At 67.6% G+C, this 22,068-nt stretch carries 17 protein-coding genes, 1 rRNA gene and 1 pseudogene; 7 read left to right on the forward strand and 12 right to left on the reverse strand.

Going from position 1 to position 22,068, the window contains the following annotated elements:
* Positions 1–563, reverse strand: a pseudogene (locus J2852_RS30375) (hypothetical protein); the annotation flags it as partial.
* A gap of 648 nt (positions 564–1,211) precedes the next feature.
* On the opposite strand from J2852_RS30375, the gene J2852_RS30380 reads away from it, so the two are divergent.
* Positions 1,212–1,736: an ATP-dependent Clp protease proteolytic subunit gene (locus tag J2852_RS30380; protein ID WP_209882893.1), complete on the forward strand. Its 525-nt coding sequence runs from the start codon at positions 1,212–1,214 to the stop codon at positions 1,734–1,736.
* 11 nt (positions 1,737–1,747) lie between these two features.
* Here the strand turns inward: J2852_RS30380 and J2852_RS30385 are convergent, their stop codons facing one another.
* Both J2852_RS30385 and J2852_RS30390 read right to left on the reverse strand, forming a co-directional pair.
* Positions 1,748–4,051: an NADP-dependent malic enzyme gene (locus tag J2852_RS30385; RefSeq protein WP_209882894.1), complete on the reverse strand. Its 2,304-nt coding sequence runs from the start codon at positions 4,049–4,051 to the stop codon at positions 1,748–1,750.
* A gap of 164 nt (positions 4,052–4,215) precedes the next feature.
* A complete protein-coding gene (locus J2852_RS30390; RefSeq protein ID WP_209882895.1) occupies positions 4,216–5,529 on the reverse strand; it encodes a dicarboxylate/amino acid:cation symporter in 1,314 nt (437 codons plus the stop codon).
* Positions 5,530–5,855: 326 nt separating this feature from the next.
* On the opposite strand from J2852_RS30390, the gene J2852_RS30395 reads away from it, so the two are divergent.
* Together J2852_RS30395 and J2852_RS30400 are read left to right on the forward strand one after the other, a co-directional pair.
* The gene (locus tag J2852_RS30395) at positions 5,856–7,598 is read left to right on the forward strand and encodes a sensor histidine kinase (protein WP_211112391.1); all 1,743 of its coding nucleotides are present in this window, start codon (positions 5,856–5,858) and stop codon (positions 7,596–7,598) included.
* Positions 7,595–8,944: a sigma-54-dependent transcriptional regulator gene (locus J2852_RS30400; RefSeq protein ID WP_209882896.1), complete on the forward strand. Its 1,350-nt coding sequence runs from the start codon at positions 7,595–7,597 to the stop codon at positions 8,942–8,944. Before J2852_RS30395 ends, J2852_RS30400 begins: the two co-directional genes overlap by 4 nt.
* A 14-nt stretch (positions 8,945–8,958) precedes the next feature.
* Here J2852_RS30400 and J2852_RS30405 read toward each other — a convergent pair whose 3' ends face one another.
* Genes J2852_RS30405 through J2852_RS30415 form a run of 3 tightly spaced genes read right to left on the reverse strand, consistent with a single transcriptional unit; the run spans position 8,959 to position 12,488 of the window.
* Positions 8,959–9,522: a PqiC family protein gene (locus J2852_RS30405; protein ID WP_246500105.1), complete on the reverse strand. Its 564-nt coding sequence runs from the start codon at positions 9,520–9,522 to the stop codon at positions 8,959–8,961.
* 25 nt (positions 9,523–9,547) lie between these two features.
* Positions 9,548–11,239 carry a PqiB family protein gene (locus tag J2852_RS30410; protein WP_209882898.1) on the reverse strand — a complete coding sequence of 564 codons (1,692 nt, stop codon included), beginning with the start codon at positions 11,237–11,239 and terminating at the stop codon, positions 9,548–9,550.
* Positions 11,232–12,488 (reverse strand): paraquat-inducible protein A, encoded by a 1,257-nt coding sequence (locus J2852_RS30415; protein ID WP_209882899.1) that lies wholly within the window; start codon positions 12,486–12,488, stop codon positions 11,232–11,234. The genes J2852_RS30410 and J2852_RS30415 overlap by 8 nt, the downstream gene beginning before the upstream one ends.
* A 141-nt stretch (positions 12,489–12,629) precedes the next feature.
* On the opposite strand from J2852_RS30415, the gene J2852_RS30420 reads away from it, so the two are divergent.
* Entirely contained in the window at positions 12,630–13,787 is a 1,158-nt protein-coding gene (locus J2852_RS30420) for a TMEM43 family protein (protein WP_209882900.1), read from the forward strand.
* Between the two features lie 13 nt (positions 13,788–13,800).
* On the opposite strand, the gene J2852_RS30425 is transcribed toward J2852_RS30420, so the two are convergent.
* Genes J2852_RS30425 through J2852_RS30435 form a run of 3 tightly spaced genes read right to left on the reverse strand, consistent with a single transcriptional unit; the run spans position 13,801 to position 16,951 of the window.
* Positions 13,801–14,472, reverse strand: a complete 672-nt coding sequence (locus J2852_RS30425) for a hypothetical protein (RefSeq protein WP_209882901.1) — start codon at positions 14,470–14,472, stop codon at positions 13,801–13,803.
* Between the two features lie 60 nt (positions 14,473–14,532).
* A complete protein-coding gene (gene cydB / locus J2852_RS30430; RefSeq protein WP_209882902.1) occupies positions 14,533–15,540 on the reverse strand; it encodes a cytochrome d ubiquinol oxidase subunit II in 1,008 nt (335 codons plus the stop codon).
* Positions 15,541–15,544: 4 nt separating this feature from the next.
* Positions 15,545–16,951 (reverse strand): cytochrome ubiquinol oxidase subunit I, encoded by a 1,407-nt coding sequence (locus J2852_RS30435; protein WP_209882904.1) that lies wholly within the window; start codon positions 16,949–16,951, stop codon positions 15,545–15,547.
* A gap of 274 nt (positions 16,952–17,225) precedes the next feature.
* Between J2852_RS30435 and rpoH the strand changes: the two genes are divergently transcribed.
* Positions 17,226–18,119 (forward strand): RNA polymerase sigma factor RpoH, encoded by an 894-nt coding sequence (rpoH, locus tag J2852_RS30440; protein ID WP_246500107.1) that lies wholly within the window; start codon positions 17,226–17,228, stop codon positions 18,117–18,119.
* Between the two features lie 70 nt (positions 18,120–18,189).
* Here rpoH and J2852_RS30445 read toward each other — a convergent pair whose 3' ends face one another.
* Positions 18,190–19,659, reverse strand: coding sequence for a catalase (locus J2852_RS30445; protein WP_209882908.1), 1,470 nt, complete (start codon positions 19,657–19,659; stop codon positions 18,190–18,192).
* A 114-nt stretch (positions 19,660–19,773) separates the two neighbouring features.
* Here J2852_RS30445 and J2852_RS30450 point away from each other — a divergent pair, with 114 nt between their 5' ends.
* Entirely contained in the window at positions 19,774–20,739 is a 966-nt protein-coding gene (locus tag J2852_RS30450) for a LysR substrate-binding domain-containing protein (RefSeq protein WP_209882910.1), read from the forward strand.
* On the opposite strand, the gene J2852_RS30455 is transcribed toward J2852_RS30450, so the two are convergent.
* The gene (locus tag J2852_RS30455; RefSeq protein ID WP_209882912.1) at positions 20,677–21,483 is read right to left on the reverse strand and encodes a TrmH family RNA methyltransferase; all 807 of its coding nucleotides are present in this window, start codon (positions 21,481–21,483) and stop codon (positions 20,677–20,679) included. The genes J2852_RS30450 and J2852_RS30455 overlap by 63 nt on opposite strands.
* A 178-nt stretch (positions 21,484–21,661) precedes the next feature.
* Here J2852_RS30455 and J2852_RS30460 point away from each other — a divergent pair, with 178 nt between their 5' ends.
* On the forward strand, positions 21,662–21,862 hold the full coding sequence (locus tag J2852_RS30460; protein ID WP_209882914.1) for a DUF1127 domain-containing protein: 201 nt from the start codon (positions 21,662–21,664) through the stop codon (positions 21,860–21,862).
* 127 nt (positions 21,863–21,989) lie between these two features.
* Here the strand turns inward: J2852_RS30460 and rrf are convergent.
* Positions 21,990–22,068, reverse strand: a 5S ribosomal RNA gene (gene rrf, locus J2852_RS32480); the annotation flags it as partial.

The raw sequence follows: 22,068 nt of genomic DNA on the forward strand, positions 1-22,068 counted from the left end.
AGCTGCGTCGATGTCAGACCGTCCAACTGCGTCGTGGTCAGGGCGGCGACCGCTTCGGAGGACAGCCAGGCGACCTGACCGGGCCGCAACGCCCCAAACTGGGTCGAGGTCAGAGCGCCGAGCTGCGTGGTCGTCATCAACGCCAGCTGCGTGGCGGTCAACCCGGACAGCTGGGTCGTGCCGAAGGCACGAAGCTGCGTCGGAGAGAGGGCCTGGAACTGGGTGTCGGTGAGTTCGCCGATATCGGTTGCGGTCAGCCCACGCAGCTGGGTGTCGGTCAGCACGGCGATTTCGTCAGCCCCGAAGGCGCCCATCTGAGCGTCCAGCAACACCGAGAGCTGGACCCCGCTGAACGCCATCTGCGACGTGCCGATGACCCCGATCTGCGTCGTCGTGAGGGCACTCATCTGCGTGGTCGTCAGCGCCGCCAGCTGCGTGCCACTCATCGCCGCGATCTGCGAGGTGCTGATGGAGCTTACGTCGGTCTTGCTCAGCGACCGAATGTTGGTGGTGGTAAGGAGCGATACCTGGGAAGGCGACAGGGAGGTGATGTTGATGCTCATGACCGCAGACCTCCCGCTTTCACGGCGCGTACGCAGACACACCCCACGACGGCCGCACTGCACCGGCCCCACCCCCGATCGGTTCGCGGCGTCTCGGCGCTCCCGGCGATCTCAGCCCCATGGGTGTCGGTGATGGTCATGAACGGTGCTCTGCCCTTACCGTCTGGAACGACGCACCGCTCTGATCTTCCACATGATTGAGCCAATGACTTGATCGGTGGAGGACTTGAACGGCTGTCGCGGGCTCCGCGCGTTGCTTGTCACAACGCCGCCCCTCTGTACGTTGATTCCCGATATCCGCGCACACGGTAAGCGAGAGTGGCCGTTTTGTCAAAATTTGGACCGAATTTCTGTTCCTCGTGAGATTTTGTTGCGCATCAGTTCACACCTGAATAAGCCGGCGAACCGAACTCGCAGCGGGTCAAGATCGAAATGAATCATCACCACGCAACGAATGAACAGCGATGCGCTCAGAAGCAAGCGCTCAACCACATCGCTCTGCTTCATTTCCGTAAATTTCAGAGACAAAGAAAAACAATCAACGCGACGTGATTACTCTTGTTTTTCCGTGAGAATCAGCTTGCACCATTGGTGCTCCGGCCTCCTTTCCCTTCCAATTTGCCGTTGGGACAAAAAGGGAATGGAACCTTGCGGCACCGTTTTCCTTCCGCCTGGGCGTTGGCCGTCACGCTGTCGGTCACGGCTTGCGCCAACACGATCACCATCAACGGCCTTATCGATGACGCGCTGGCGCGCCAAGTGGTGGAGCGTATCGGCGAGTCGAATGCCCCGATTGTCCGGATCGAGCTGGAAAGCAACGGCGGCTGGGTGCAGGCGGGATTCGACATCGTCGCGGCCATCGAGCGCGCCCGGCCGCGCGCGCGGATCGTCACCCGCGTGCGGGATCACTGTCACTCCATGTGCGTCGCGCTGTTCCTGGCCGGGGACGAGCGCATCGCCGATCCCGGCGCGTCCTTCATCCTGCACGTCGCGACCGACCCGGCGGGCCATGCCCTTCCTGTGGCGACGGGCTGGCTGCTCGGCTACTACCTGACGCGCGGCGTCGATCCACAATGGCTGGCAGAAGGGGTCGCGCCGGAGATGATGACCTCCAACGCGACCGTCAGCCTGAGCGGACGCCAGCTCGCGGAGCGGCTGGACGATCCTCGCTGAAAGGGCCGGCCTTACTCAGCCGGCGGACGCGGGGCGGCGTTGACCGGGGCGGCCAGCTGGGCGTCCACCACGGATACCGCCGTCATGTTCACCAGACCGCGCGTGGTCACCGATGGGGTCACAATGTGCACGGGGCGGGCAGCACCCAGCAGCATCGGCCCGACGTTCTGCGCGTCGGCCAGGATCTTCAGCATGTTGAAGGCGATGTTGGCGGCGTCCAGCGTCGGCATGACCAGCAGGTTCGCCTCGCCCTTCAGGCGGCTGTCGGGCAGCACGCCCTTGCGCAGGACCTCCGACAGGGCGGCGTCGGCGTGCATTTCGCCGTCGATCTCCAGGTCGGGCATCTCCTCCGCCACCAGTTGGTAGGCGGTCCGCATCTTGCGCGCCGACGGCGTGTCGGCGCTGCCAAAGTTGGAGTGGGAGAGCAGAGCCACCTTCGGCTCGATGCCGAAACGCTTCACCTCTTCCGCCGCCAGTCGGGCGATCTCGGCCACCTGTTCGGCAGTCGGATCGGGGTTGACGTAGGTGTCGCAGATGAAGTGCGTGCCCTTGGTCGAGATCAGGCCGTTCATCGCCGCCGCGACCTTCACGCCCTTGCGCAGGCCGATCACGTCCATGACGTGGGTGAAGTGGTCGCCGTAACGGCCGGACGTGCCGCAGACCATTCCGTCGGCCTCGCCCCGGCGGACCATCAGCGCACCGAAGACGGTGGACTGGGTGCGCACGACGTTCAGCGCGTGCGCCGGCGACACGCCGCGCCGGCCCATCATCTGGCGGTACAGCTCGGCGTAGTTGTGGTAGCGCAGGTCGCGCAGCGGCTCGATCACCTCCACGTCCTTGCCGGGGACGATGCGCAGGCTCATCTCCGCGATGGTCCGCTCGATCACGTCGCGCCGGCCGAGCAGGATCGGGTTGGCAATGCCGTCGTCCACCACCACCTGGGCGCAGCGCAGCACGCGCGGGTCCTCGCCTTCGGCGTAGACGATGCTCTTCGGCGCGGCCTTGGCCTTGGTGATGACCGGCTTCATGACGAGGCCGGAGCGGAAGACGTACTGGCCCAACTGGTCACGGTAGGCGCGGAAATCGACGATGGGTCGCGTGGCGACGCCAGATTCCATCGCCGCCTTGGCGACCGCCGACGACACCTCGATAACGAGGCGCGGGTCGAAGGGTTTCGGCAGGATGTAGTCGGGGCCGAAGCGCAGGTTCTCACCCACATAGGCGGCGGCGACCACGTCCGACGGCTCCGCCTGGGCGAGGCTGGCCACCGCGTGGGTCGCGGCGATCTTCATCTCCTCGTTCACCGTCGTGGCGCCGACGTCCAGCGCGCCGCGGAAGATGAAGGGGAAGCACAGGACGTTGTTGACTTGGTTGGGGAAGTCCGACCGGCCGGTGGCGATGATGGCGTCGGGCCGCGCCTCGCGCGCCAGATCCGGCATGATCTCCGGCTCCGGGTTGGCGAGCGCGAGGACCAACGGCTTGTCGGCCATGCGGGCCAGCAGTTCCGGCTTCAGCACCTTCGGGCCGGACAATCCCAGGAAGATGTCCGCCCCGTCGATCACGTCGGACAGCACGCGCGCCTCGGTCTCCTGCGCGTAAGCGTCCTTGTAGGAGTTCATCTCCTCGTTGCGACCCTTGTGGACGACGCCGATGCGGTCCACCAGCCAGACGTTTTCGCGCTTGACGCCGAGGCTGAGCATGAGATCGAGGCAGGCGATGCCCGCCGCACCGCCGCCGGTTGAGACGACCTTGACGGTGGAAATGTCCTTGCCGACCAACTTCAGCCCGTTCAGGACGGCGGCGCCCACCACAATGGCGGTGCCGTGCTGGTCGTCGTGGAAGACCGGGATCTTCATCCGCTCGCGGCAGCGGCGCTCCACCTCGAAACAGGCGGGCGCAGCGATGTCTTCCAGGTTGATTGCGCCGAAGGTCGGCTCCAGACGCACGATGGTGTCCACCAGCGCGTCCACGTCCTTTTCGTTCAACTCCAGGTCGAAGCAGTCGATGCCGGCGAATTTCTTGAAGAGGACGGCCTTGCCTTCCATGACCGGCTTGGCGGCCATCGGGCCGATGTCGCCCAGCCCCAGCACCGCCGTGCCGTTGGTGACCACCGCCACGAGGTTGGCGCGCGAGGTCAGCTCCGCCGCCTGGGCCGGATCGGCGGCGATGGCGTTGGAGGCGGCGGCCACGCCCGGCGAGTAGGCCAGCGCGAGGTCGCGCTGGTTGGCCATGGGCTTGGTGGCGACGATCGCGAGTTTGCCGGGCTTCGGGGCCCGGTGGTACTCAAGCGCCATCGCGTCGAAATCGCCGGACATGACGTCCTCTCCCTTATTAACTCGATTTAGGTTAATTGGCCGAACAAACGTTAGCGTCCTACCGGCTTATACCCCATAAGCCCGAACGTCGGAATGGGGAAAGGGGCGACCCGGCGGCCACCCCTTCCCATTTCAACACATGAAGCGCGTCATTGCTGCCGTCTTCAGATACGGGCCAGCGCCGGCTCCTTGAAGTGCTGCTGGTACTCGGCGACCGCCTTGGACTCGTCGAACTCGCCTTCCATCTTGGCGACCACGACGGTGGCGACGCCGTTGCCGATCAGGTTGGTGATGGCGCGGGCCTCGGACATGAAGCGGTCCACGCCCAGCAGCAGGGCAAGCCCCTCGATCGGCAGCTGGCCGGTCGCCGTCAGGGTGGCGGCCAGCGTCACGAAGCCGCCGCCGGTCACCGCCGCCGCTCCCTTCGAGGTCAGCATCAGCAGACCGAGGATGGTCAGCTGCTGCCAGATGGTCAGGTCGATGTTGAAGGCCTGGGCGATGAAGATCGCGGCCATCGACAGGTAGATGGAGGTGCCGTCCAGGTTGAACGAGTAGCCGGTCGGGATGACGAGGCCGACAACGTGCTTGGAGCAGCCGAACTTCTGCATCTTCTCCATCATGCGCGGCAGCACCGATTCCGACGAGGAGGTGCCGAGCACGATCAGCAGCTCGTCCTTGATGTAGCGCAGGAAGCTCCAGAGGCTGAAGTTGTACATCCGGGCGATGGTGCCCAGCACGACGAAGACGAACAGCGCCATGGTGATGTAGACGGCGGCCATCAGCTGCCCCAGCGAGGTCAGCGAGGACACCCCGTACTTGCCGATGGTGAAGGACATCGCACCGAAGGCGCCCAGCGGGGCAACGCGCATCAGGATGCCGATCACACCGAACAGGGCGTGCGAAACCTTCTCGAACATGTCCTCGACCACCTTGCCCTTCTGGCCCATGGCGGCCAGCGCAACGCCGAAGATCACCGCGAAGAACAGGATTTGCAGCATGTCGCCCTTGACGAAGGCGCCGACCACGTTGTCCGGCACGATGCTCGTCAGGAAGTCGATGGTGGTGTGGTGCTGCGCCTCGGTCGCGTACTTGGCGACGGCGTCGGCCTTCAGGCTGCCGGCCTGGATGTTCATGCCAGCGCCGGGCTTCACCAGATTGACGACGATCAGCCCCAGCGCCAGGGCGAAGGTGGTGACGATCTCGAAATACAGGATCGCCTTGCCGCCAACCTTGCCGACCTTCTTCATGTCGCCGATGGAGGAGATGCCGGTGACCACCGTCAGGAAGACGATCGGGCCGATCACCATCTTGATCATCTTGATGAAGACGTCGCCCAGAGGCTTCATCTCCACCGCGATCGACGGGTAGAAGTGGCCGAGCAGGATGCCGACCATGATGGCGCTGAGAACCTGAACGGTCAGGTTCGTGTAGAATGGCTTCTTCTTGGGCTGCCCTTGTGCATGCGAGGGGGCGTGCATGGGTTTCTCTCCTCAAGGCGTTCCTGGGTTGGGCGCTCGCTCTTGTCGAAGGTCGGCGGGCGGCCCGGCGTTGGGGGCCTCGTGAGCAAGCCCCGTGCCAAAACGGAAACCGAGGATTCGCAGCGCTCCGAAAGGACGGGTGGGCGAGATTCCGCACGACAACGCCCGAATCGATGTGCGAAAATCCGCACACGGCATCGGAATATTGCAGCGCAGCATCGCCCTCCGGAACGTTGATTAGGAACAACCCCATTCGCCGGACATTTTCGACCTCACCCAAGGCGGTCGCGCCTTCCGGGATCTTCGCCGGCCTGATCGCCGCGCTGATGGCCCGGCCGCGCCGGCTGCTGCTGGCGGTCTTCGTGCTGGGCATACCGCTGGCGGCGGCGCTGGCGGCCGGCTGGACCGCGTCGGTGGCGCACGAATCCCTGCGCGAGCAAGGGAGCGCGCAGCTCGCCCTGTACGAGGCCAACCTGAAGGCGGAGCTGGAACGGCACGCCGCCGTCCCCCTCGTCCTGGCGCGCACTCCGGAGGTGGCGGAGCTGCTGTCCGCCCCCACGCCCGACCGCGTCGCCACGATGAACCGCAAGCTGGAGGACTTCGCGCGGCGGGTCGGGGCCTCGGCGCTCTACGTCATGGACGCGGGCGGAACGACCATCGCGGCGAGCAACTGGAACAGCACGGCCAGCTTCGTCGGGCAGAACTTCTCCTACCGCCCCTACTTCAGGTCGGCCATGGACACCGGCGAGGGGCACCATTTCGCGCTCGGCACCACCTCGCTGATCCCCGGCTATTACACGGCCTATCGTGTTCGTGCGGAAAACCACACACAGAATGCCTCCCTGGGCGTCGTCGTCCTGAAGGTGGGGTTCGAGGCGCTGGAAAAGGCCTGGACGCGCGGCCAGGAAAAGGTGCTGGTCACCGACCGGGACGGCATCGTCTTCATCACCAACGTGGACGACTGGCGCTACGCCGCCCTGCCCCGCCGCCTGCCCGTCGCCCGTCCCCAGAAGCCGGACCCGGTGACCGAGGGCGTGCCCACCCTGCCCTGGGCCTTCGGCGGCGCGTCCGACCGCATCGCCGTGCTGGAGGCGGGGGAGGAGCGGCGCTACCTCCTGCAATCGGTCGCCATGCCCGGCGGCGACTGGACCATCCATGCCCTGACCAGCCTGAGGCCGGCCAGCACCCGCGCCCAGCAAGCGGGCCTGCTCGCCGCCGCCGTAGTGGCCCTGACCGCGCTGGGCGGTTACGCGCTGGCGCAGCGGCGGCTGGCCTTCGCCGAACGCCTCGCCATCCAGGAGGAAGCGCGAGCCGAGCTGGAACGCCGCGTCGCCGCCGCGACCGCCGAACTGCGCGCCGCCGAGAACGAACTGACCCAGGCGGCCAAGCTGGCGGCGCTGGGCCAGATGTCCGCCGGCATCGCGCACGAGATCAACCAGCCGTTGGCGGCCATCCGCAGCTTCGCCGACAATGCCGTCGTCCTGTTGGAGCGCGGGCGGCCCGAGGCGGTGCGCGACAACCTTGCGGAGATCGCGGACCTCACCGACCGCATGGCGGCGATCACCCGGCATCTGAAGGGCTTCGCCCGACGCGCCTCGGGCACGCTGGGCGCCGTTTCCGTCCAGTCCGCCGTGAAACAGGCCCTCGCCCTGTTGGAATCGCGCCTGCGCCGCGACGCCGTCGCCGTCCAAGCCGCCCTGCCGCCCGAACCCGTCTGGGTGACGGGTGAGGACGTGCGGCTTCAGCAGGTGCTGGTCAACCTGATCGGCAACGCCGCCGACGCCATGCGCTCCGCCCCGCGCCGCTGTGTGACGGTCACGCTGGAGACCGAAGACGACGAGGCGGTGCTGACCGTCCGCGACACCGGCACCGGCATCGCGGAGACCGACCTGCCCCGCATGTTCGTGCCCTTCTTCACCACCAAGGAGGCGGGCGACGGCCTCGGGCTCGGCCTGTCGATCAGCCACGGCATCGTCGAGGATTTCGGCGGCGGCATGACCGCCGGCAACCATCCGGACGGTGGCGCCGTCTTCACCATCCGCCTCAAGCGCAGGGACCCCCCACCATGAGCAGCGCCGGTTCAGTCCTTTTCGTGGACGACGAGCGCCCCGTCCGCCTCGCCAGCCAGCAGGCGCTGGAACTGGCCGGATTCGAGGTCACCGCCTGCGATGCCGCCGAGCGCGCCCTGCGCCATCTGGGCCGCGACTGGCCCGGCTGCCTCGTCACCGACGTGCGCATGCCGCAGATGGACGGGCTGGAACTGATGGAGCGCGCCCTGGCGCTGGACCCGGAGCTGCCGGTCATCCTCATCACCGGCCATGGCGACGTGCCGATGGCGGTGGAGGCGATGCGCAACGGCGCCTACGATTTCCTGGAAAAGCCCTTCCCCTCCGACCGGCTGGTCGAGGTGACGCGCCGCGCGGTGGAAAAGCGCCGCCTCGTCCTGGAGAACCGTCGGCTGCGCGACCAGCTGTCGGGAGCCCCGACCGGCGAGACCTACCCGATCATCGGCCGCACGCCGGGCATTGAGCGGCTGCGCGCCACCATCGCGGCGGTCGCGGACACCGACGCCGACGTTCTGGTGCTGGGCGAGACCGGCACCGGCAAGGAGCTGGTCGCCCGCGCGCTGCACGCCGGCAGCGCCCGCCGCCGCAGCCCCTTCGTGGCGCTGAACTGCGGCGCCATGCCCGAAAACATCTTCGAAAGCGAGCTGTTCGGCCACGAGGCCGGGGCCTTCACCGGCGCCGCCAAGCGCCGCGTCGGCCGCATCGAGCACGCCAGCGGCGGCACCCTGTTCCTGGATGAGATCGAGAGCATGCCGCTCTCCCTCCAGGTCAAGCTGCTGCGCGTGATCCAAGAGCGCGTGGTCGAGCCTCTCGGCTCCAACGAGCTGATCCCCGTGGATCTGCGCGTCGTCGCGGCGACCAAGGTGGACCTGCGCCAAGCGTCCAGTGCCGGGAAATTTCGCGAGGATCTCTACTACCGCCTGAACGTCGTTGTCGTCACCATCCCGCCCCTGCGCGAACGGCGCGACGACATCCCCTTGCTGTTCCAGCATTTCGTCCTGCAAGCGGCCGCCCGCTACAACCGCGACCCGCGCGCCCCCACCCCGGCCCAGACCCAGCGCCTGATGGCCCACGACTGGCCCGGAAACGTCCGCGAACTGCGCAACGCCGCCGACCGCTTCGTCCTTGGCCTGGACGACGCGCTGGGCACCCCCGGCGCAACGACGGCCGGCGGCGGCCTGTCGCTGGCCGAGCAGGTGGACCTGTTCGAAAAGAGCCTGATCGAAAGCGAACTCGGCCGCCACAAGGGCAGCGTTAAGGCGACCATCGAGGCGCTGAACGTGCCGCGCAAGACCTTCTACGACAAGCTGAAGCGGTATGGGCTGAGCCGCGAGGATTTCGTGGAGTAGAGGCGCGACAGGGGCTAAACCCCCGCCCGCAACGCCCCGGCAATGTCCCGCGCCAACCGTGCGAGGGTCCGGCTCAGCGCATCGGCAACAGCCCCCGGATCGCCCGGCGCGGCGACCGGTTCCTCGGCCACCGTCCGACCGAAGCGGTTCAGCCGGTCGCCGCCCTGGCCGAAGATGCGCCAGCGCGCCTCCAGCACCGCCGGGCCGTTCTCGGCGGCATCGAAGCGGTCGATCTGGACCTCCACCACCTGGGCCAAGGGCACGTCGTGGGTCACGGGCAGTTCGACCACCTCCGCATTGCCGAGTTCGGCGGACAGATCCTGGGCGAGCGTCCGGGTCACCATGCCGTCGATGGCGCCGGCCCAGCGGTCGAACTCCAGCACCGACAGGCGGCTGCCGGAACCGCGCATGACGATTTCGGAACGGTCCAGATAGCCGGGAATGTCCACCGTCTCCAGGCCGATCACCCGGCCCGGCGCGGTCGTCCCCGTCTCCGGCAGGGGCGTGGCGGTCAGCTGGTAGAAGCGGCTGGGCTGCGTGCCGCAGGCGGACAGCAGAAGGGCGAAAGCCAGGGGCAAGAGTAATCGTGGGTTCATCGGGATCTCAGCCGCGTTTGCCTCGGATCAGGGCTTCGGGGTGGCGTTCCAGATAGTCAGTCAGGCCACGGATGGAGCGGGCGGTGGAGGTCAGTTCGCGCACCAGAGCTTGCAGGTCGTGGGTGACCGGCTTGGCGGTGGCGACGACGCTGTCCGTGGTGTTCAGCGTCTTTTCCGCCTGGGTGATCAAGGCGGTCATGCTTTCCGCCACCTGACGGAGCGCCCGAATGGCCGGCGCGCCTTCGGTGCCCAGCGCGGCGGTCACCTTTTCCAGCTCGGCCAGCGAACGGCTCAGCGAGGCGAGGGATTGCCCGACCTCCGGCCCGCCGAGCAGGGCGCCGGCCTTCTGGATGGTGTCGCGCAGTTCGGTCACCGTCTCGGCGATGGGCGCGCGGGCCAGCTCCTCCATCAGGTCGGTGGCGGTCCGCGTCGCGGTGTCGAGCACGTTGGGCCGCGACGGCAGTTCGGGAACGTCGCCTCTCATCTCCAGCGTGGCCTGAGGCGCGTCCGGGAAATAGTCGAGCGCGACGATCAGCTCCCCCGTCAGCAGATTGCCGGTGCGCAGCTGGGCGCGCAGCCCCCGGTCCACCAGGGTTTTCATGCCGGCGTAGGCGGCCTCCGCGCCGGTGCCGCCGGGGGCGTCGAAGCGTTCCGGCTCCAGGTCCAGGGTCACAGGAATGCGGGCTGCGCCGGTGGTGGGGTCCACGTCCAGCCGGATGTCGGTCACCTCGCCGACGCGGATGCCCCGGAACTCGACGGCCGAACCGGGATGCAGGCCGCGCACCGAGCCGTCGAAATGGACGAGGAACGGCACGCGGCGGGTGAAGCGCGCCTCGCTGGCCGCGCGCGGGCTCTCGTAGAGCGGGAAGACCGTGCCCTCCGGCGCCGCCTCCCCCGGATTGCCGATGCCCGGCGTGTCGAAGGCGACACCGCCGGTGGCGAGGGATTGCAGGGATTCGACCGAAACGGTCGGCCCCTCGGTCCCGAGGGAGACCGAAATGCCGCTGGCGTTCCAGAAACGGGTGTTCGGCCGGACGATGCGGTCGTAGGGGGCATGGATGAAGACCGGGACGGTCAGCGCCTGCCAGTCGGGGGTGAATTCGTACCCAATCACCTCCCCCACCCGGATGCCGCGATAGGTGATGGGCGCGCCGGGGCCGAGGCCGCCCAGCCGGTCGGCGGTCAGGGCGAACCGCCGGCCGGGCGCGCTGAAGCGCACCTGCGGCGGCTCCTCCAGGCCACGGAAGCTGGTGCTGTGTTCCCCGACGCCGGGATCCATGCCGATGTAGGCGCCGGACACCAGCGTGCCGAGGCCGGAGACACCGCCGAATCCCAGCCGTGGCCGGACCACCCAGAAACGGGTGCCCTCGTTCAAGTGGTTGTCCGCCTCCTTCACCATGCGAACGGTCACGACGACGCTGCCGAGGTCGGGGGCGACGGCGACGCCCTCCACGGTGCCCATGTCCACGTCGCGGTAGCGCACCTTGGTCTTGCCGGCCTCCAGCCCTTCCGCCGTCTCGAAGGTGATGGTGATGGTGGGGCCGCGCTCGCTGAGCGTCTTCCAGGCGAGCCAGCCGCCGATCAGCAAGGCGACGAGCGGGATCAGCCAGACCAGCTGCGGGCCGCGCCGGCGACGGACGACGGGCGTGGGCGGGTTGGCGGGCGTGGGCGGCTCGGGCGGCAGGCGCTGCTCATCCATGGCGCGCCTCCAGGCCATGATGCGCTTCACGGTGGGCCGCGTCCCAGATCAGGCGAGGGTCGAAGGACTCCGACGCCATCATGGTGATGACCACCACGGCGGCGAAGGCGACGGCGCCCAGCTCCGCCCGGATGTCGGCGACGGCGCCCAACTGCACCAGGGCGGCCAGCAGCGAGATCATGAAGATGTCCACCATGGACCAGCGCCCCACCCCCTCGATGATCCGGTAGAGCCGCGTCCGGTCGCGGCGACGGCGGGACGAGCGGCGCTGGACGCTGACCAGAAGGTAGGTGAGGCCGGCCAGCTTCAGCACGGGCACGGTGATGCTGGCGAAGAAGACCAGGATCGCGACCGGCCACATCTGGGCGGCGATCAGCGACTGCACGCCGGACAGGATGGTGTCCGGGTGGCCGGAACCGAAATAGATGACCGTCATGATCGGCAGAAGGTTGGCAGGGATGTAGAGGACCGTCGCCGCGACGATCAGGGCCCAGCAGCGCTGCACGCTGTTCGGCTTTCGCCGGTGCAACCCGGCGCCGCAGCGCGGGCAGTCGCCCTCGGACCCGGCGACGACCTGGCGGCAGTCGTGGCAGGCGGTGAGGTGGGCGGCGTCGGCCTCGGCGGCTTGCCCGACGCGGGTCTGCGGCGCCAGCCGCTCCCACACGTCGAAGGGGCTGAGCGCGGCGTCCCCCCAGACCTGAAGCACGATGAAGCCGAGCAGCGCGGCGAGCGACGTTCCGGGCGTGAGTTCGGCCAGATCGGACAACTTCACGTAGGCGACGATCAGGCCCAACAGGAAGACCTCGGCCATCGCCCAGGGGCGCAGGCGGGCAACGATGCGGAAAGCCCGCGCCGCGCCGGGCATCGCCACCCCGTAGGCCAGCGGCAGCACGACGTACAGCGTCGCCAGCATCTCCAGCAGCGGCGCCAGGATCAGCACGAAGAAGACGAGGATGGCGAGGCTTTCGAAGCCGCCCCGCCACAGGGCCAGCGAGCCGCTGATGAGAGTGGCGGACTGCGCCCGCCCCTCCAGCTCGAAGGTCAGCACCGGGAACAGGTTGGCGACAACGAACAGGATCAGCGCCGCGCTGGTCAGCGCCGCGCAGCGCTCCAGGCTGCCGGAGCGGAAGTGCCGCAGCACGGCCCCGCAGCGCGAACATTCCGCCCGATGGCCGGGCATGGAAGCCGGAAGCGCGTGGGGAAGGCCGCAATCATGGCATAGGATAAATGGGCGGTTCGAACCGGTCATGGCGTCGGCGTAACGTTTTGCGGGCCGCGAAGGGTCCGCCCCACGAGTGAGCCAGCGAAATGGCCGGAGACGCGCAATCGGGCTTACGGTAGGCTGAGCGGATTAACCTAAAATGCGAATCCAAAACGCACGGGGGCGGCCATGAGCGACGAGGACAGCCACACCGAACAGTCCGAACGCGGCTGGCTCGGCCGCCTCGGCGGGTCGATCGCGGGCGCCTTCATCGGCCTTCTGATGCTGGTCGGCAGCGTCATCCTGCTGTTCTGGAACGAAGGGCGGGCGGTGGACGCCATCACCGCGCTGAACGCGGGCGCCGAACAGGTCGTCTCCGTGCCCGCCGACGCGGTGCAGTCGGCGAACGAAGGGCGCCTCGTCCACGTATCCGGCCTCGCCACGGTGCCCGGCCCCCTGGTCGATCCGGTCTTCCACGTGAACGCCGGCAAAGCGCTGCGGCTGGAACGCCGGGTCGAGATGTACCAGTGGAAGCAGACCGAGGAGAGCAGGACGGAAAAGTCGGTCGGCGGCGGGGAGACCACGACGACGACCTACCGCTACTCCAGGGAATGGGCCGATCACCCCATCGACTCCAACGCCTTCAAGAGGCGGGAAGGGCACGCCAATCCCTCCATGACCTACCAGGGCGCCACCATCGACGCGCGCGGGGCGAAGCTGGGGGCCTTCGCGCTGGACCAGAGCCAGATCCGGCAGATCGACGACTACGAACGGCTGGCCCCGGATCCGGCCGCCGCGCTGCCCCCGGGGTTCCAATGGGTCGGGGAACAGCTCTATCGCGGCGCCTCGCCCGACGCGCCACAGATCGGCGACCTGCGCGTCACCTTCCGGGTCGTGCCGGCGCAGACGCTCAGCGTCGTCGCGGCGCAGATGAACGGCGGGCTGGCCGGCTTCGCGGGCGTGCGCGGGCAGACCATCAACCTCGTCCAGACCGGCGCCCACGGCGCGGAGGCCATGTTCAACCAGGCCAAGGCAGACGAGGCCGTCCTGACCTGGATCCTGCGCGTCGCTGGCTTCGTCGTCATGCTGATCAGTGTCATGCTGATGGGCAGCCCCCTCGCGTGGCTGGCGAGCCTTCTGCCCTTCCTGGAAACGCTGGTGAACGCGGCTCGGTTCGGGCTGGCGCTGGTGATCGCGGTGCCGCTGACGCTGACCACCATCGCGGTCGCGTGGCTGGCCTATCGGCCGCTGATCGGGGTGGGTCTGATCCTCGCCGGGATCGCGCTGGCGGTGGCGGTCAAGCGCCTCGTCCCGGAGCGCCGGCGGGTCGCGGCGATGGGGGCGTGAGCCCTGCCGCCGCTCAATGCAGCGTGCGCTGCTTTGGGATGGTCAGGCGCGTGCGGGCGGAGGACAGGCAGACGGCGTGCCAGAACAGCTCGACCAGGGCCGCCGGCAGGCCGGTGACCTCGTGGCCGGGCAGCGCGGCGATACCGGCGGCGTGGGCCATGGCGGCGGTGGCGGCGTTGACGCTGCGCTGCGCCGCCGGACCGATCAGGGACAGCGTTTCCGCCAGGGCCTTGGCGTCGAAGCGCAGGGTCGCGGGGGCGACGGTCATCTCGGCGGCGCCGTTGCGCATGCGGCCGATGGCGATGTAGGCCTCCAGCAAGTCCTGCCGGTCCTCGGGACGCAGGACTGCGGCGACGACGCGGTTGCCGGTCAGGCGGCCGGTGGCGTCGAATTCGAAGACCACGGCGCGTTCGGCCTGCCGCGCTTCGGCGAGCGCCACGGCCCGCTCCCCGGCCGGGGCGGCGGCAAGGCGCAGGGCCTCCGCGAACATTTCCGGCCGCTCGCCGCCTTCGGCGTGGACCACCAGCGGGGCGTCCACGGTGGCCGCCACGGCAAGGCGCCGGGCCATGATGTTCACCGCCGCCTCAGGGCCGGCGGCCAGTTCCTCCTGAAGCAGTTCCGCGCCTTTGCGGAGCATCACCTCGGCAAAGCTGACGTCCGGGGCGTATGCGATGTCTGTGTTCATGGCGCGTCCTCCTCAAAGAGGGAAGTGTTTTACGCCAAGGCCCCCTTCAATGCCCACTTTTCAGTGATAGCCGAACGCACCGGTCACCTTCCCCCGGAAGACCCAGTAGCTGTAGGCGGTGTAGACCAGGATGGTGGGGATCAGGAAGGCCATGCCGATCAGTAGGAAGACCTGCGTTTCCGGCGGTGCGGCGGCCTGCCAGATGGTGATCGACGGCGGGATCAGCATCGGCCACAGGCTGACGGCGAGGCCCAGGTAGGACAGCGCGAACAGCCCCATGGAAAAGGCGAAGGGAAGCACGTCGCTGCCCTCGTCCAGCGCGCGCCACAGCCCAAAGGCCAGAGCGGCAGTCAGCAGCGGCACCGGCGACAGCAGCAGGATGTTCGGCATGGCGAACCAGCGCGCGGCGATGGCCGGTTCCAGGAACGGGGTCCACAGGCTGACGACGGCGACCATCACCAGCACCGCGACCAGCAGGCGCCGGGCAACGCGATAGCACCAGTCCTGCAGGATCCCGATGGTCCGCCAGATCAGCCAGGTGCAGCCCAGCAGGGCGTAGCCGGCGATCAGCGCCAGCCCGCAGAACAGGCTGAAGGGCGTCAGCCAGTCGAGCATGGTGCCGGCGAAGTTGCGCCCTTCCACCTCGATCCCCTGGATGAAGGTGCCCAGCACCACGCCTTGCGCGAAGGTCGCCAGCAGCGAACCGAGGAAGAAGGCCTTGTTCCACCAGTGACGGCTGGTGCGCGCCTTGAACCGGAACTCGAACGCCACGCCGCGGAAGATCAGCGCGATCAGCATCAAAAGCAGCGGCAGATACATGGCCGGCAGCACCACCGCGTAGGCGATGGGAAAGGCCGCGAACAGCCCCGCCCCGCCCAGGATGAGCCACGTCTCATTGAAATCCCAGACCGGCGCCACCGTGTTCATCATGACGTCGCGCGATTCCTCGCTCGGCGCGAAGGGGTAGAGGATGCCGATGCCCAGGTCGAACCCGTCCATCAGCACGTACATGAAGACGGCGAAGCCGACGATGCCGACCCAGGCGAGGGTGAGGAGACTGCCTTCCATGGGATCACTCCGCGGGTTCGATGGATTCGCCGGGCAGCGACAGCGGCCGCTTCGGGCGCAACGCTTCCTGCTTCGCCATGGGCGCGTACTCGTCCTCCGGGATGGATGGGCCGATGCGCAGCAGCCGGATCAGGTAGTAGGTCCCCGCCCCGTAGATGATCGTGTAGACCACCACGAAGACGATCAGCGAGGTCAGCACCGCCCCGGTGGTCAGCGCCGGGGTGACGCCCTCCGCCGTTCGGACCATTCCGTAGACCACCCAGGGCTGGCGCCCGATCTCCGTGGTGAACCAGCCGGCGAGGATGGCGACGAAGCCGGCGGGCATGCAGGCCACCAGCAGCCGGTGGAACCATTCCGTCGTGTAGAGCTTGCCCGTGAAGCGCAGGACGAGGTGGATCAGGGCGACGGTCACCATCAGAAGGCCGATCCCGACCATGATGCGGAAGGTGAAGAACAAGATCAGCGGGTTCGGGCGCTCGTCGGCCGGGAACTGCTTCAGGCCCGGCACCTTCCCTTCAAGCTCGTGGGTCAGGATGATGCTGGACAGGCCGGGGATGGCGAGTTCCAAGTGGTTCTTCTCGGCCTCCGCGTCGGGTATGGCGAAGAGGATCAGCGGCGCCCGCGGCCCGCCTTCCCAATGGCCTTCCATGGCGGCGATCTTGGCCGGCTGGTGCTCCAGCGTGTTCAGCCCGTGCAGATCGCCCAGGAACACCTGCAAGGGCGCCAGGATGGTGATGATCCCCAGCGCCATGCCGAGACCGACGCGGGCGTGCTCGATGAACCGGCGCGTCAGCAGGTAGAAGGCGCTGATCCCGGCCACGACGAAGCCGGTGGTCAGGAACATCGCCGTCAGCATGTGCACCAGACGGTAGGGGAAGGATGGGTTGAACACCACCTGCCACCAGTCGGTGACGAAGAACTGGCCGTCGCGGAATTCCGCCCCCGCCGGCGTGTGCATCCAGCTGTTGGCCGACAGGATCCAGAAGGAGGACAGGACCGTGCCCAGAGCCACCAGGCAGGCCGCCGCGAAATGCGCGGCGCGCGGCACGCGGTCGCGCCCGAACAGCAGGATGCCCAGGAAGGCGGCCTCCAGGAAGAAGGCGGTCACCACCTCGTACTGGATCAACGGCCCCAACACGTTGCCGACGATGTCCGACCATCGGCTCCAGTTGGTGCCGAACTGGTAGGTCATGACGATGCCGGACACCACGCCCATGCCGAAGGAGATAGCGAAGATCTTCGTCCAGAATTCCGACAGGCTGCGGTAGAGCGCCTTGCCGGTGCCCAGCCACAGCCCTTCCAGCACCGCAATCCAGCAGGCCAGCCCGACCGTGAAGGACGGGAACAGGATGTGGAAGGAAATAACGAAGGCGAACTGGATGCGCGACAGGATCAGCGGATCGAGGTCCATGGCCACGGTCCTTCCGATGCGGGAACTTTTGACGCCAATTTTTTAGCCAACGCGACCGGAGCCATTCGGTTCCCCCGATTCTTTCTTCGGTGGATCCCTTGAACGGAGAGTGGTGCCACCTATCTATTAGCTCTTCCCGACATCCAACCTTTTCACGGCTGGCCCTGGGCCAAAAACCGACCGCGCCTTGCTCCACTGGTCCTCGCGGCTGAGACCATGGCAGGCCCGGCGGTCCTCGCAGGGCGTTCGACGGGTGTCGGAACGGGAGATGGTCTTGACGGAACAGTTCGTTTCTGGCGAACCCCTGAACCTCTTTTTGAAAGAAACCCGCAAATACGACTACCTGACGGCCGAGCAGGAGCAGGAGCTTGCCCGGCGTTGGCGCGACGGGCGGGATCGGGCGGCTCTCGACAAGCTGGTCGGCAGCCACCTGCGTCTCGTCTTCAAGATGGCGCGCGGCTACCAGGGCTACGGCCTGCCGCTGCCCGACCTGATCGCGGAGGGCAACGTCGGCCTGATGCAGGCGGCGCAGAAGTTCGAGCCGGAAAAGGGGTTCCGGTTCGCGACCTACGCCTCCTGGTGGATTCGCGCGGCCATTCAGGAATACGTCCTGCACAACTGGTCGCTGGTGAAGATCGGCACGACCGCGGCGCAGAAGAAGCTGTTCTTCAGCCTGCGGCGCCTGAAAGCGCGCATGCAGGATCTGGACAGCGGCGACCTGTCGCCGGAGGCCGTGGCCGAAATCGCCACGGAGCTGAACGTGCCCAAGACCGAGGTGGTTGAGATGAACCGCCGGCTGAGCGCCGACCGGTCGCTGAACACCACCCTGGCCGAGGACGGCGACAGCGAGTGGCAGGACCTGCTGGCCGACGACCGGCCGGACCAGGAAAGCCTGCTCGCCCAGTCGGAGGAGCGCAAGCGCCGCCAGCACTTCCTGAAGCTGGGGCTGGACGTGCTCGACGACCGCGAGCGGCAAATCCTGGTGGCCCGCCGCCTGCGCGAGGAACCGCTGACCCTGGAGGAGCTGAGCCAGCGCTTCCACGTCTCGCGCGAACGCGTCCGGCAGTTGGAGGTCCGCGCCTTCGAGAAGGTCCAGAAAGCGGTCATGGCCCACGCCCGGACCCACACCACGGCCCTCGGCTTCACCAAGGCTTTGGCCAACGCTTGAGCCTGAGGGGACCAAAATGGAAAAGGCGCGCAGCTTTGGGGGCTGCGCGCCTTTCTTGTTCAGGGCTGGGTCATTCGGCCGGGACGGCTGCCTCGACCGCCGCCGCGACCGTCACGCCCAGCCGCTTGGCGATCCCCGCGCCGTAGGCCGGATCGGCGGCGAAGAAGTGCTTCAGCTGCCGCTGCTGGATGAACTCCGGTGCCTGACCCAGCGAACCGGCGATGTTGTCCATCAGCCGCTCCTGCGCCTCTGTCCCGATCAGGCGGAACAGCGCGCCGGCTTGGGCGTAGTCGTCGTTCCCCTCCCGGTGGTCGTAACGCGCCGCGTCGCCGGAGATGCGCAGCGGCGGCTCGGCCTTGCTCGGGTCCTGGGTCGGACCGCCGAAGCTGTTCGGCTCGTAGTTCGGGCGGCCGCCGCCGTTGCCATCGAAGCGCATGGCCCCATCCCGCTGGTAGTTGCGGATCTCGGTGGCGTGCGGCCGGTTGACCGGCAGCGCCCCGTGGTTGGCGCCCAGGCGGTAACGGTGCGCGTCGGCGTAGGCGAACAGGCGGCCCTGAAGCATCTTGTCCGGGCTGAAGGAGATGCCGGACACCACGTTCGCCGGGCTGAAGGCCGACTGCTCGACCTCGGCGAAGTAGTTCTCCGGATTCCGGTTCAGCACCAGCTCGCCGATCTCGACCAGCGGGTAGTCGGCGTGCGGCCACACCTTGGTCAGGTCGAACGGGTCGATGCGGTAGGCGTCGGCCTCCAGCTCCGGCATGATCTGGACGGACACGGTCCAGGCCGGGAAATCGCCGTCCTCGATCGACGCGAACAGGTCGCGGGTGGCGTGGTCGGGGTCGATGCCGGCCATGCGCACGGCCTGCTCCGCCGTGAGGTTCTCGATGCCCTGCCGGGTCTTGAAGTGGTACTTGACCCAGAAGCGCTCACCGGCCGCGTTGATCCACGAGAAGGTGTGGCTGGAGAAGCCGTCCATGTGACGGTAGCTGCGCGGCGTGCCCCGGTCGCTGAACAGGATCGTCAGCTGGTGCATCGTCTCCGGCGACAGCGAGAAGAAGTCCCAGACCGCCGTCGGATCCTTCAAATTGGTGGCCGGGTTGCGCTTCTGCGTGTGGATGAAGTCCGGGAACTTCAGCGGGTCGCGGATGAAGAAGACCGGCGTGTTGTTGCCGACGAGGTCGTAGTTCCCCTCCTCGGTGTAGAACTTCACGGCAAAGCCGCGCGGGTCGCGCTCCGCATCGGCCGAGCCCTTCTCGCCACCGACCGTGGAGAAGCGCAGGAACACCTCCGTCTCCTTGCCGACGGCCGACAGGAAGGCCGCTTTGGTGTAAGGCGTCACGTCCCGGGTCACGCGGAAGACGCCGTAGGCGCCGGCCCCCTTCGCATGGACCACGCGCTCCGGAATGCGTTCGCGGTTGAAATGGGCGAGCTTCTCGATCAGGTGAAAATCCTGCATCAGCACCGGTCCACGCGGCCCGGCGGTCAGGGAGTTCTGGTTGTCCGCGACGGGGATGCCGGAGGCGGTGGTCAGGGTGCTCATGGTTCAGCTCTCCTATCGAGTTTCTTGTCTGTTGGACCGCTTACCCCCTGGTTATCCCGCCCCGAAGTCGATATATCCAAGACATCGTTCCGACCGAACCCATAGCCCGTATCTATGAACATCGCCGGCCTGTCCCTGCGTGACCTCGAGTACGTCGTCGCCGTTGCCGACCACCGGCATTTCGGCAAGGCCGCCGAACGCTGCGCGGTCAGCCAGCCGTCGCTGAGTGCCCAAGTCCGCAAGCTGGAGGATTTGCTCGGCATCACCCTGTTCGAGCGGACCAGCCGCCGCGTTCTGCCCACCCCGCAGGGCGAGCTGGTGGTCCGCCAAGCCCGAATCGTGCTGGAGGAAGCGCAACGCCTGCTGTCCGTCGCGCGCGGAACGGGGGGCTCCCTGATCGGCCAACTCTCCATCGGCGCCATCCAGACGCTGGGTCCCTATCTGTTCCCGCACCTGTTGCCGACGATCCGCAAGCACCTGCCCGACGTGCAATTGATCCTATCGGAGGGCCGCACCGAGGGGTTGCTCGAAGAACTGCGGGAAGGCCGAATCGACGCCGTTCTCCTTGCTCTCCCCATCGAGGGCGAAGGTTTCACCTGCGACGCGCTGTTCTTCGAACCCTTTGTCCTGGCCCACCCCACCGGTCATCGGCTGGAGGGGATGCCGTCCATCGCGCTGACCGATCTCGACCCCGGTGAACTCGTGCTTCTTGAGGAGGGGCACTGCCTGCGCGACCAAGCCCTGGCCGTCTGTGGGACGACCGCGCGCGGCATGAGGCACGCGACCGGGCTGGAAACGCTGCGCCACATGGTGGCCGCCGGTACCGGCTACACGTTGATGCCGCAACTGGCGACGGGAGACGGCACGACGGTCGGCGGGCTGATTACCTACCGCCCCTTCCAAGGCGATCCACCGGGCCGCACCATCGGCATGGTCTGGCGGGCCAGCGACCCGCGTGCGCCCGGCTTCCGCACCCTCTGCGAGCGGCTGCGCGAGGCCGCGCCACCCGGCGTCCGCTTACCCGGCTATGAAGGACAGGTGATGCAGAACGATCCCGCTGGTCGTGGCAACGTTCAGTGAATCGAAACCCGGCGCCATGGGGATGCGCACCGTGCGCGTGCGCGCCAGAAGATCGGCCGACAGGCCCGGCCCCTCGGACCCGAGTAGCACCGCCGCCCGCTCCGGCCGGCGCAATTCCGCCAGGGTAACCGCACCCGCCGGACTGAGCGATATCGCCTCGAATTCCCGCCGGTCCAGCAGCGGCAGCACATCGGCTCCCGCCGGAAGCTGAACGAAGGGGACCATCAACGTCGCCCCGACCGACACGCGAATGGCTTTGCGGTACAGCGGATCGCAGCAGCCCGAATCCAGGATGACCGCGTCCGTCCCGAAGGCTGCGGCGTTGCGGAAAATTCCGCCGACGTTGTCGTGATTGCCGATGCCGCAGAGCACAAGGATCGTCGCCCGCGCACCAAGCTCAGCCAGAAGCTCGTCGGCGTCCGGCGTCGGCGCGCGGCGCCCCAGCCCCAGAATGCCCCGATGCAGCGGAAAGCCGGCGATGGCGTCCAACAACTCCTGGCTCGCGCTGTAGACCGGCACGCTGTCCGGCAACCCGTCCAGCAACGGCGCCAACGCCGCAATCCGTTTGTCCGCGATCAGCAGCGACACGGCTTCGTGCCGCGACGCCGTCAGCAACGTGCGCAGCACGACCGCGCCTTCCGCGATGAAATGCCCGTCCCTTCCCACGAGGTCGCGTTCCCGCACGTCGCGATAGGCGGCGATGCGCGGATCCTCGGGATCGGCAATCGAAATGATCGACGGCATGTCGGTCGTCCTCCTGCGGACGCCGGAGCAAGGCCGGCGCGGGCGGTCTGTTTAACGCCCCGGACCTTCGGTCGAAAGAGCTTCCATGTGTGAAGGCGCTCACTTCGTCCGTCGCGAGGAACCGCTACACCGATCTTCACGACAGCGAGCGACCGCCCCAGCCAACGGAGGAACCATCATGGCCTACACCACCCTTCCCCTCAACCCGACCGTCACGACGGTCATCGCCACCGCTTGGCGCGCCATCGTCACCCGGCTGCCGAGACGGCGCACGATCACCGAACCGCATCACCTTGACGAACGTCTGTTGCGGGATATCGGCCTGACCCGCGCAGACCTGATGAGCCCCCCGCACTTCCGCGAAAACAGCCCCAAATAACGCGAAACCGGCCGCCCTTTTTTCGGGCGGCCGGTTTCGGTGATCGTTAGAAGACATGCAAGTGACGGTGCGTTGAGCGTTCGTTGGGTGTGGCCGTTGTTGGTGTAGAGCTGTGCGCGTCGTGGCGACCTGGCGGCGACCTACTCTCCCACGTCTTAAGACGCAGTACCATCGGCGCTGAGGCGTTTCACGGCCGAGTTCGGAAT

The sequence above is a fragment of the Azospirillum soli genome (assembly GCF_017876165.1).
In the GTDB taxonomy this organism is placed as follows: domain Bacteria; phylum Pseudomonadota; class Alphaproteobacteria; order Azospirillales; family Azospirillaceae; genus Azospirillum; species Azospirillum soli.